This window comes from Streptomyces sp. NPDC001270, from assembly GCF_042896695.1.
GTDB lineage: Bacteria > Actinomycetota > Actinomycetes > Streptomycetales > Streptomycetaceae > Streptomyces.
Genome location: NZ_JBIAXM010000004.1, coordinates 37,629 through 49,061, shown reverse-complemented (window position 1 = coordinate 49,061; position 11,433 = coordinate 37,629). Strand labels below are relative to the sequence as shown.

7 protein-coding genes are annotated in these 11,433 nt (G+C 72.2%); 2 read left to right on the top strand and 5 right to left on the bottom strand.

Features of this window, described 5'->3' with window-relative positions:
* Positions 1 to 75 precede the first annotated feature (75 nt).
* The 5 genes from ACFY2B_RS08500 to ACFY2B_RS08480 form a co-directional block, all read right to left on the bottom strand.
* Positions 76 to 1,515, bottom strand: coding sequence for a S28 family serine protease (locus ACFY2B_RS08500; RefSeq protein WP_390762387.1), 1,440 nt, complete (start codon positions 1,513 to 1,515; stop codon positions 76 to 78).
* 169 nt (positions 1,516 to 1,684) lie between these two features.
* On the bottom strand, positions 1,685 to 2,074 hold the full coding sequence (locus tag ACFY2B_RS08495; RefSeq protein WP_390762386.1) for a hypothetical protein: 390 nt from the start codon (positions 2,072 to 2,074) through the stop codon (positions 1,685 to 1,687).
* 194 nt (positions 2,075 to 2,268) lie between these two features.
* Positions 2,269 to 6,054: an ABC transporter ATP-binding protein gene (locus ACFY2B_RS08490; RefSeq protein ID WP_390762385.1), complete on the bottom strand. Its 3,786-nt coding sequence runs from the start codon at positions 6,052 to 6,054 to the stop codon at positions 2,269 to 2,271.
* Positions 6,055 to 6,465: 411 nt separating this feature from the next.
* The gene (locus ACFY2B_RS08485) at positions 6,466 to 7,494 is read right to left on the bottom strand and encodes an esterase-like activity of phytase family protein (RefSeq protein WP_390762384.1); all 1,029 of its coding nucleotides are present in this window, start codon (positions 7,492 to 7,494) and stop codon (positions 6,466 to 6,468) included.
* Between the two features lie 52 nt (positions 7,495 to 7,546).
* Positions 7,547 to 8,407, bottom strand: coding sequence for a serine hydrolase (locus ACFY2B_RS08480; RefSeq protein ID WP_390762383.1), 861 nt, complete (start codon positions 8,405 to 8,407; stop codon positions 7,547 to 7,549).
* Positions 8,408 to 8,574: 167 nt separating this feature from the next.
* On the opposite strand from ACFY2B_RS08480, the gene ACFY2B_RS08475 reads away from it, so the two are divergent.
* Complete coding sequence (locus tag ACFY2B_RS08475) at positions 8,575 to 10,890, top strand: ArnT family glycosyltransferase (protein WP_390762382.1); 2,316 nt, start codon at positions 8,575 to 8,577, stop codon at positions 10,888 to 10,890.
* Between the two features lie 174 nt (positions 10,891 to 11,064).
* Complete coding sequence (locus ACFY2B_RS08470; RefSeq protein WP_390762381.1) at positions 11,065 to 11,418, top strand: peptidase inhibitor family I36 protein; 354 nt, start codon at positions 11,065 to 11,067, stop codon at positions 11,416 to 11,418.
* Positions 11,419 to 11,433 lie beyond the last annotated feature (15 nt).

The following is an 11,433-nucleotide window of genomic DNA, read 5'->3' as shown; positions in this document are numbered from 1 at the left end:
GTAGGACCCCGTGCCCCTTCGGGCGCCGGGATGGGCCGCGCCCGTCGCCCGCGGGGGCGGGCGCGGCCCCGTGCGTCACGGACGCAGCGCCGGTTCGCGCTCCACGTCACGTGCGTCCAGCCGGGCGTCGTAGCGGGCCAGCGGCTCGGCCGCCGACGGGTCCGCCCGGACCGCGGTCGACGCGACACCCGCCCAGTCCAGGATGCGGGCCGTGGCGAGCGTCTTCTCGTCGGCCACCAGACCGGCCACGTTCGCGCCGTGGTTCATGCCGGGCGCGGTGAGGACGTACGAGTCCCGGGCGCCCTTGCCGAGGTGGAACGGTTCGGCTCCCCAGGGGTCGTTCTGGCCGTAGACGAACAGCATGTGCGTGGCGTTGTGGCGGACCCAGGTGTCCACCTCGCGCATCACGTTCGGCTGGAACGTCATCGGGATCGACCGGGGCACGAAGTTCCGGGGCGGCTGGTAGCCGTACTTGATGTACTTCTTCTCGATGTACGGGAAGCGGATGGTCGGCGCGCCCAGCTGCGTACCCGCCTGGTAGTAGTACGGCGTGTACGTCTCCAGGCCCTGGTCGGTGTAGGCGGAGAAGCCGGAGATCGTGTCGACGGAGTCCCAGATCTCCTGGTCGGAGGCGTTCTTGGCGTCCGCCGGGACGGTGTCGCAGGCGGACAGGCCGCTGTACTGCCAGAAGCCCCAGACGTAGTCGAGGACGACGGCCTCGTAGGCGCGGTCCAGGCCGCCGATGGTGGCGAAGGTGGAGCCGTTGCCGGCGGCGTAGGCGGCGTAGGTCCGCTCCAGCGGCTGACGGCGCACCAGGGCCTCCCGCTGGACCGCGTTCAGCCGGTCCCGGCACTCCTTGGTGCCGACGCCCGCGAAGAACCGGTCGTAGGCCGAGTCCTCGTTGTTGACGACGTCGTTGGGGGCCACGTAGGCCACGACGCCGTCCATGTCGCGGGGGTAGAAGCGCTCGTAGTAGGTGGCGGTCATGCCGCCCTTGGAACCGCCCGTGGCGATCCAGTTGGCGGAGTAGATCTTCTTCAGGGCCTGGAAGATGCGGTGCTGGTCACTGGCCGCCTGCCAGATGTCGAGCTTCGACCAGTCGGCGGGGGACGGCCGGGACGGGGTGAAGAACCGGTACTCCATGGAGACCTGGTTGCCGTCCACGATCTGGGTCGGCTCGCGGCGGCTGGGGGTGGTGGAGACGTTGTAGCCACCGGTGTAGAAGACCGTCGGGCGGGAGACGTCCTTGTGCAGCACGGTGATCCGCTGCTGGAACGTGCCCTTGGACGGGTTCCGGTGGTCGACCGGCTGGGTGTAGGTGAGGACGAAGAAGCGGTAGCCGGTGTAGGGCTTCTCCTCGACCAGGCTCATGCCCGGTATCGCGAGGAGCTGTTCCTTGATGTCCGTGCTGCCGGTGCTGGCTGCGGACCGGGCTGTGGCGGTGGCCGTCCCCGCCGTGCTCAGCGTGCCTATGAGCACGGCGAGCGCGAGCAGCCATCTGAGCGCCTTACGCATGCACCCTCCCTGTGAGGCAGATGTGCGCCGGAAGCTATCGGAGCAACTCGCTTCACACCAGGGGGCCTTGGCTCAGCACCAGGTCAGCGGGCCGACGGGGGCCGAGCAGGAGGCGGCCCGCCGGAATGCGCGGGGGCCGCCGAGCGGGTGGCGTCCTCCGTGAGTGGCATCAGCACAGGATCCAGCCGGAACTCACCGAGCCGCTGCCCACCGAGCCCGTGACCCGTACGCACCGGTGCCCGGCGTGCACGGTGACCGGGCCCGCCCGGTACACGTAGCGGCCCTTGTCCACGACCGGGCGGTTGCCGCGGGCCTGCACGCTGACCGACATGGTGCGCTTGCCGCCGGGTTTGCCGGGGAGGGTGACCGCGCAGACGTAGCCGTCGCGCTTGTAGACGTGGACGGAGCCGGTGGCGAAGGGCAGGGTCTTCACCACACGCCCGGCGCACAGCTCGTCCGCCGCCTGGGCGCCGCCGGGCACCGCGAGCGCGAGTGCCCCGGAGGCGGCCAGCACGGCCGCCCCGAGCACCAGACGCCGGCGTATCGCACCACTGGCCACTTGTTTCGTCCCTCTCAGGTCACGGCCGCCGGACAAGGATCGGGCAGGGGCTGTCGGACGGCAGAGCACGTACGGATGTCACGTACTGATGTCACGTACTGATGTACGGACGCACGACACCCGTCAGATGGTTGCCTCACCGCCGAGGCGGCCGGGGGGGCGGCGACGTGTGCGGACCGGGCGGCCGGGCGGCCTCAGCCGAGAGCGCCGACCGGCTCCTCCGGCTCGGCCTGGCCGACGAAGGTCCGCCACAGCTCGGCGTACCGCCCGCCGAGCGCCAGCAGCTCCTCGTGGGTGCCGTCCTCGGCGACCCGTCCGTGGTCCATCACCACGACCCGGTCGGCGCGGGCGGCGGTGGTGAGGCGGTGGGCGACGATCAGCGTGGTGCGCGCCGCGCTCCGTGCGGGCTGGTCGTCGGCGGACGAGGGGGCGGCACGGCGGCCGGAGAGGCGGTCGGTCGCCTGGTTGACCTGCGCCTCGGTGGCCAGGTCGAGGGCGGCCGTCGCCTCGTCGAGGAGCAGCACGTCCGGGTCGACCAGTTCCGCGCGGGCGAGCGCGATCAGCTGGCGCTGGCCCGCCGAGAGGTTGCGTCCCCGCTCGGCGACCTCGTGCAGATAGCCGCCGCCGAGCCGGGCGATCATGTCGTGCGCGCCGACCGCGCGGGCCGCGGCCTCCACCTCGGCGTCGGTGGCGTCGGGACGGCCGTAGGCGATGGCGTCGCGGACGGTCCCCTGGAAGAGGTACGCCTCCTGCGGGACGACGCCCAGCCGGTGGCGGTACGCGGTGAGGTCGAGGTCGCGCAGGTCCCTCCCGTCGATCGTGACCCGGCCGCCGGTCGGGTCGTAGAACCGGGCCACCAGCTTGACCAGGGTCGACTTGCCGGCCCCGGTCTCGCCGACGAAGGCGACGGTCTGCCCGGCCGGTATCCGCAGGTCTATCCCGGTGAGCGCGGCCTCGCCGGGCTCGTCGGTGCCGTCGGCGCGGTAGGCGAAGTCGACGTTCTCGAAGGCCAGGTCGCCGCGCAGGGAGGGCACGTCGAGCGGTGCGCCGGCGGCCTTCGTGGACGTCGGCTCGCGCAGCAGCTCCTGGATACGGCCGAGGGAGACGGTGGCCTGCTGGTAGCCGTCGAAGACCTGGGAGAGCTGCTGGACCGGGGCGAAGAACAGGTCGATGTAGAGGAGGTAGGCGACCAGGGCGCCGGTGGTCAGGGTGGCCGCCTCGATCCGGCCCGCGCCCGCGATCAGCACAGCCGCGGCGGCCACCGAGGCCAGCAACTGGACGAAGGGGAAGTAGACGGAGATCAGCCACTGGCCGCGGATGCGGGCACCGCGGTAGCTGTCGCTGCGCTCGGTGAACCGGCGCAGCCCGTCCCGCTCGCGCCGGAACGCCTGCACGATCCGCAGCCCGGACACCGACTCCTGGAGGTCGGCGTTGACCACCGACACCCGCTCACGGGCCAGTTCGTACGCCTTCACGCTGGCCCGGCGGAAGAAGAAGGTGGCGACGATCAGCGGCGGCAGGGTGGCGAAGACGACCAGCGCGAGCTGTACGTCGATCACCAGCAGGACGACCATGATGCCGAAGAAGGTGACGACCGAGACGAACGCCGTGACCAGGCCGGTCTGCAGGAACGTGGAGAGCGCGTCCACGTCCGTGGTCATCCGGGTCATGATCCGGCCGGTCAGCTCCCGCTCGTAGTAGTCGAGTCCGAGCCGCTGGAGCTGGGCGAAGATCTTCAGACGCAGGGAGTACAGGACGCGTTCGCCGGTGCGGCCGGTCATCCGGGTCTCGCCGATCTGCGCCACCCACTGCGCGAGGACCGCGACCAGTGCGAGCAGCGAGGCCGACCAGACGGCGCCGAGCGCCATGCGGGTGACGCCCTGGTCGATGCCGTGCCGGATCAGGACCGGCAGCAGCAGGCCCATGCCGGCGTCGACGGCGACGAGCAGCAGGCTGACGAGCAGGGGCGGGCCGAAGCCGCGCAGCAGCAGCCGCAGGCCGTACGACCGCTCGGGCCGCACGGCCCGCGCCTCGTCGATGCCGGGGGTGTCGTCGGCCGGGGGCAGCGCGTCGACCTGGGCGAGCAGGTCCGGGGTGGCCGGGGTGCCCGCGAGGGCGGTGTCCTTCGGTGCGCGGTCGCCGGTCCACAGGCGCGGGGTGACGCCGCGCTCGGCGTCGAACTCGGCGTCGAGTTCCGCGCGGACGGAGGTGTCCTCCGGGAGCGCCGCGGGGCGGGTGTGGCCCGGGGAGACGCCGCCGAGTTCGTCGGGGTCGGTGAGGAGGCGGCGGTAGAGGGCGGACCGCTCCTGGAGTTCGTCGTGGGTGCCGAGGTCGGCGAGCCGGCCGTCTTCGAGGACGGCTATCCGGTCGGCGAGGCCGAGGGTGGAGCGGCGGTGCGCGATGAGCAGGGTCGTACGGCCCGCCATGACCTGCTTCAGCGCCTCGTGGATCTCGTGCTCGACCCGGGCGTCCACGGCGGAGGTGGCGTCGTCGAGGACCAGCAGCCGCGGGTCGGTGAGCAGGGCGCGGGCGAGCGCGATGCGCTGGCGCTGGCCGCCGGAGAGGGTGAGGCCCTGTTCGCCGACCTTGGTGTCGTAGCCGCCGGGCAGTTCCGCGATGAAGCGGTCCGCCTGGGCGGCGCGGGCGGCCAGCTCGACCTCCTCGGCGGTGGCGTCCGGGCGGCCGTAGGCGATGTTGGCGCGCACGGTGTCGGAGAAGAGGAAGGAGTCCTCGGGGACCAGGCCGATGGCGGCCCGCAGGGAGTCGTGGGTCAGCTCGCGCACGTCGTGGCCGCCGATCAGGACGGCGCCGTGGGTGACGTCGTAGAAACGCGGCAGCAGCAGGGAGACCGTGGACTTGCCGGAGCCGGAGGAACCGACCACGGCCAGGGTCTCGCCCTCGTGTATCTCGAAGCTCAGCCCGCGCAGGACGGGGTGCTGCGGGTCGTATCCGAAGGACACGTCGTCGAACTCGACGGTCGCGGGCGCGTCCGCGGGCAGCGTCTTTATGCCCTCGCGCAGGCCGGGCTCGGTGTCGATCAGTTCCAGGACGCGTTCGGTGCCGGCGCGGGCCTGCTGGCCGATGGTGAGCACCACGGCGAGCATCCGGACCGGGCCGACCAGCTGGGCCAGGTAGGTGGAGAAGGCGACGAAGGTACCGAGGGTGATGTGCCCGCGCACGGCGAGCCAGCCGCCGAGGGCCAGCATGGCGACCTGGCCGAGGGCGGGGACGGCCTGGAGGGCGGGTGTGTACCTGCTGTTCAGCCGGATCGTCCGCAGCCGCCCCGCGAACAGCCGGCGGCCCACCTCGCGCAGCTTCCCGGTCTCCTGCTCCTCCTGCCCGAAGCCCTTCACCACGCGTACGCCGCTTACGGCACCGTCGACGACGCCCGCGACGGCGGCGGCCTGGGCCTGCGCGTACCAGGTGGCGGGATGCAGCCGGGTGCGGCTGCGCCGGGCGATCCAGCCGAGCGCGGGGGCGACGGCGAGCGCGACCAGGGTCAGCGGCAGCGACAGCCAGGCCATGACGACCAGGGAGACCAGGAACAGGAGGACGTTCCCGATGGTCATCGGGAGCATGAACAGCAGGCTCTGGATCAGCTGGAGGTCACTGGTGGCGCGGCCGACCACCTGGCCGGTGGACAGCTCGTCCTGGCGGCGGCCGTCGAGACGGGTGATCGTCCCGTACATGTCGGTCCGCAGATCGTGCTGGACGTCGAGGGCGAGCCGGCCGCCGTAGTAGCGGCGCACGTAGGCGGACACGTAGACCACCACGGCGGCACCGATCAGGGTGCCCGCCCAGGGGGCCATGGCGCGGCTGTGGCCGCCGATCACGTCGTCGATGATCACCTTGGTGACCAACGGGACCAGTGCCATCACGGCCATGCCCGCCAGTGAGGCGCCCAGGGCCAGGACGACGTCCTTGGGATACCGCCAGGCGTATCCCGCCAGCCGCCGCGCCCATCCCCGTTGAGGTGTCACCCCGGTGCCTCCCCTTCATCCTGGTCTCCCGCACAGCACCAACGCGCTGAGCACCGGATTTCATCCCGCCGCAACAAAGCGCTCCGCTGGGTTGGGCGGGGTGTGGGGGGTGGGGGGTGTTGGCGGCGCCGGGGAGGTGGGGGTTTTCCCGGGGTGGGCTGCGGGGGTGGAGTTTCCGCTCCGGCCGGGGGGGTGGGGGTCTTCCGTCTGCGGCTTGTACGTGGCTGGGCGCGCAGTTCCCCGCGCCCCTATGGGGCGCCTGGGCTGCGCTCCGCTGCGGGCGGCGGTCCGACGGGGTGCCGACGCCGCACCGCCGCGGGGGAACACAGCGCCAGACGTCCGCAGGCCGTCCATGGCTGGGCGCGCAGTTCCCCGCGCCCCTATGGGGCGCCTGGGCTGGTCGGGGTTTGGTCAGAGGCGTACGCGGAGGCAGTAGAACCGTGTCGTCTGTGCCGGGTTCTGGTTGTCGTCGCTGACCAGCAGGATCTTCAGGCGGGTGCGGTCCCGGCCGGTGATCGTCATGCCCTCGATGTTGTCGAGGAGGGGGTTGGGCTGGGGCTGCTTGGCGGTGGCACCCAGGGACGGGCAGGTGACGAGGTCCGCCAGCAGGGTCTTGCGGATCGGCCGCACGCCGGACCCGACGGTCAGGTTCTCGACGTCGCTGACGTCCGTGGCGTGCTGGGGGTCGGCCAGGTAGAGGCGGACGGTGTTGCCGACGCCTTCGGTGAAGCCGCGCTCCAGGACCAGCAGCCGGCCGTCCGGGGTCGCCTGCGCCTCGGGAACGCCAAGACCCGGGTCGGTCCGGTAGGCGTACTGCGCCGAGAGGCGGAAGTGGCCGTCCTTCGTCCGCTGCCAGGTCTGGAAGCGGACGGTGTCGGCGGCGTCGCCGGAGAGCGCGCCCTCCATGGCGGCGAGCAGGGTACGGCCGCCGGGCAGCAGGGTCAGGCCCTCGAAGGTCTGGTTGGGCGTGGCGCGGCCCGCCGGGGCGACCCGCAGGGCGGACGGGACCGGCAGCCGGCCGAGGATCCGGCCGTCGCGGGAGTAGCGGCGTACGGACGGCTCGGTCTCGGAGGTGACCAGCCGGGTCCCGTCGCCGTCCACGACCAGGCCCTCGGAGTCCAGCGCGGCACCCTTCTCGTCGGTGAGCGGGACGGCCGACGTCGGCCGGAGGGTCGTCGCGTCCAGCCCGAACAGCGTGGAGCGGTCGGAGAGGGCGGCGAGGGAGCCGTCGGAGTCCACGGCGAGCGCGGAGAGGTTGCCGACGAACGTTCCGTCGTACGTCGTCTTGTCGAGCGCGTCCGAGAAGCGGTCGGCGGACACGGCGGGCGAGCAGGCACCGCCCGTCGCGGGGACGGCCGCCTCGGTGGTCCCCGCGACGGTGAGGCAGGTGGCCGCTCCCAGCGCGGCGGTGAACGTGGCGAGTCCGGTTCGCATGCGCATGGGCGTCACCGTAGAGCAGATCGGTGACAGCGTGGGAGCACGTACGGAAAGCTCAACTTCCCGCCGCGGCAAGGTCCTTGTGGATGGCCTTGGCGACACCCTGGATGGTGCTGATGCCGTAGTTCATGGTGCTGTTGCCATGGGTCAGCACGGTGATCATGTAGTTGTGGCGGCCGCCGGTGAACGTGCCCACGCTGTGCACCCGCCAGCCGTGCGTGGACCGTTGCAGCCAGCCGTTCTTGACGTGCGTGGCGACACCGGAGGGCGCGCCGTACGGGGTGCCCCAGCGCTGGGAGGAGACGACCTGGCCCATCAGCTTGGTGATGTAGGCCCGGGAGTTGTCGCTGAGCACGCTGTTCTTGGCGGTGATCAACGACAGCAGCTTCTGCTCGTCGGTCACGTTGATCTGGGTCAGGCCCCAGTAGCCGTTCGCGCCCGGCGTGGTCCGCGTCATCTTCGCGGCGGACAGGAAGCCCTTGATCTTCGTCAGGCCGAGCTGTTTCCACAGCTTGCTGGTCGCGTCGTTGTCCGACTTGGTGATCATGGCCTTGGTGAGGGTGGTCTCACGGTCGGTCAGGTAGCGGTTGTGCTTCTTCGCGTCCCACAGCAGCGTGGCGAGGACGGTGACCTTGACCACGCTGGCCGAGTCGTAGGCGGTGGTGGACCGCAGGGTGCAGGTCGTCTTGGAGGTGCGGTCGTAGAGACCGACGGCGATGGTGCCGTTGCGGCCGGCGACGGCCGCCGTGATGTCCTTCTTCAACTTGGCGGCGAGGCCCGCCTTGGCCGACGTACAGCTGACCGTGGGCGTGGCCGCGGCGGCGGCCGGCGCGGCGGCGACGATGCCCGGGAGGAGCAGCGCGGCACCGACGCCGGCGGCCCGCACCGTGGCGCGGCTGGGTATCCAGTAAGTCATGTACCTGTTGACTCACGGATTCACCCGAAAGGTTGCACGGGTGGGCCCACCGGTGACAAAAGAGCGAAAGCCTTCACGCGTCGCCCCTTCGGCGTCCTGTGACCTTTCACAGGAAGAGGCAAGGCGGGGCACAGCGTCCGCCCACCCCCGCTGTGCACGATGCGCCGGTGACCTCAGCCACCGATCCACTCCCCCACCCGACCGTCACCTCTGACCGGCCCCCGGCCCACCGGCACGCGGTGCCCCGGGCGGCGCGGCCCCGCTGGTCGCTCCCCGCACTGATCGCGATCATGATCCTGGCGGCGGTGCTCTACTCCTGGAACCTCTCCGCGTCCGGCCTCAACAGCTTCTACAGCGCGGCCGTGCTGAGCGGCACGGAGAGCTGGAAGTCCTGGTTCTTCGGCTCGCTGGACGCGGGCAACTTCCTCACCGTCGACAAACCGCCCCTCGCGCTCATGGTCATGGGCCTGTCCTGCCGCGTCCTCGGCTACGGCACCTGGCAGATGATGGCGCCGATGATCGTGGCCGCGCTGGCGACGATCTGGATCCTGCACTCCTGCGTGCGGCGGGTGTGGGGCCACGCGGCGGCCACCGTGGCCGCGCTGGTCCTGGCGCTGACCCCGATCACCGTCGCCATCAACCGCGACAACAACCCCGACACCCTGCTGCTCCTGCTGATGGTCGGCGGCGCGGCGCTGGCGCTGCGCGCGGTCGCGGGCGGCAGGCTGCTGCCGCTGCTGGGCTCGGCGGTCTGCTTCGGCCTCGCGTTCAACACGAAGATGCTCCAGGGTTGCATCGCCCTGCCCGCCGTCTTCGCGGTCTACCTCCACGCGGCCCGGCCCGCGTTGGTGAAGCGGCTGGCCAACCTGGCGCTGGCGGCCGTGGTGCTGGCCGTCTCCAGTCTCTGGTGGGCGGTGGCGGTCTCCCTGGTCCCCGCGTCCGAACGGCCGTACATCGGCGGCTCCACGGACGGCACCGCCTGGAACCTGATCATGGGCTACAACGGCCTCGGCCGGGTCTTCGGCGGCGACGACAACATGGGCGGCGGTGGCGGTGGCGGGGGCGGCTTCTCCGGCGCCGCGGGGCTCGGCCGGATGTTCAACGACATCCTCGGCGGCCAGATCTCCTGGCTGTTGCCGTTCTCCGCGGTCGCCCTCTGCGCCGGTCTGCTGCTGTGCGGACGCGCCCCGCGCACCGACCTGACCCGCGCCGCGCTGGTGCTGTGGGGCGGCTGGACCGTGCTGCACTTCGTGACCTTCAGCATGGCCGAGGGCACCATGCACCCGTACTACACGACCGCCCTCGCGCCCGGCATCGCGGCACTGTGCGCGGGCGGCGGAACGATGCTGCTGCGGGCGTTCCGCGCCGACCGGCGCTGGGCCTGGGTGCTGCCCGCGTCCCTCGCGCTGACCGGGATCTGGGCGATCGTGCTGCTGCGCCGGGCGACCGGCTGGCAGACCTGGCTGTGGCCGACGGTCGGCGTGCTCATGGCGGCGGGGATCGTGGGCCTGTTCGTCTTCCGCGACGGCAGGCGGGTACGGCTGCTGGCGGCCTCCGTAGCCGCGGCGGTGGTCGCGGCGGTGGCGGGCCCGGCCGCGTACGCCTGGTCGGTGCCCACCGGCTCGGGCGGCGGCATGGGCGGTACGAACCCGACGGCGGGACCCGCCACGGGCGGTCGTTTCGGCGGCGGACAGGGCGGCGGACCCGGTGGCGGCGGCCGGGGCGGACCCGGCGGCAACGGAGGCGGCGGCAGCGGGGATCCGGGGAACGCGGAGCTGCCCCGGCAGGGCGGAGCGAACGCCGAGGCGGGCACCGGCTCCCCGGGCGGGGGTTTCCCTGGCGGGGACTTCCCGGGCCGCGGCGAGGGCGGCGCGGCCGGCGGCGCTGGCACGGGCGGCGGCGAGCTGCCGGGCGGCGGTTTCCCCGGCGGAGGCGGCGCGCAGGCGGGCGGCGAGCCGCCGAACGGCGCGGCCGGCGGGGGTGCGGGCGGTTTCGGCGGCATGGGCGGCCGGGGCGGCACCGACCCCGGGCTGATCTCGTACCTGGAGAAACACCAGGACGGCGCCACCTGGCTGCTCGCGGTGGCCAGTTCACAGACCGCGTCCCAGCTCATCGTGAGCAGCGGCCGGCCGGTCATCTCCATGTGGGGCTGGACCGGCACCGACAAGGCGATGACGCTCGACAGGCTCAAGGAGCTGGTGACGAAGGGCGAACTGCACTACGTCCAGCTCGGCGGCGGTGGCATGGGCGGCGGCCTGAGCGGGGGCAGCAGCCTGAGCACCGAGGTCACCCAGTGGGTGCAGCAGCACGGCACGGCGGTACCGGAGAGCGCGTACGGCTCGTCGAAGTCGTCCGGCACGTCTGACACGTCCGGCTCGTCTTCGGCATCCGGCTCGTCGTCGGCCGCGTCCGACCCGTCGGGCGCGTCGAAGTCGTCGGGCACGTCGACGGTCTACCGGCTGGACCCCTCGGACGTGACCTGACCCCGCCCGCGACGAACGGCCCCCGACTCCCCTCCTGTTGTGCTTGAACGACTAATTCGCTCACACCAGTGACGCCGATCTTGCACCCGGGCGTGTCCCGGTGCCCGGACCGGAGCATGGAGGCGCCTAGGCCCCTTCGCCGAGGCGCCCCAACTCGCCTTTACGGAGAGCTACATGAAGCTTCGTTCGTGGTCCGTCGCCGCCGCCCTCGCGCTGACGGCCCTGGTCACGCCCGCCCAGGCCGCCTCCGCCCAGGCCGCCGCCCCGTCCTGTCCCGACGGATCGGTGTGTTTCTGGAGCAGCGAGGGCTTCGGCGGTTCCTACTGGGAGTGGACGTCCCGCAGTGGCTACCGCGACATGCCGCCCAGCCTGCACGACCACGTCGGCTCCTTCGTCGCGAGCGCCCGCGCCTGCTTCGTCAACTGGTCGCCGGTCGAGAAGCGGAACGTGTACAACGGTGACTGGCGCTCGAAGTACCTAGGTGACTTCGGCGGCCGTATCGACGGCGTGGGCCCGGGCGCCTGCTGACCCACGACGCCGGCC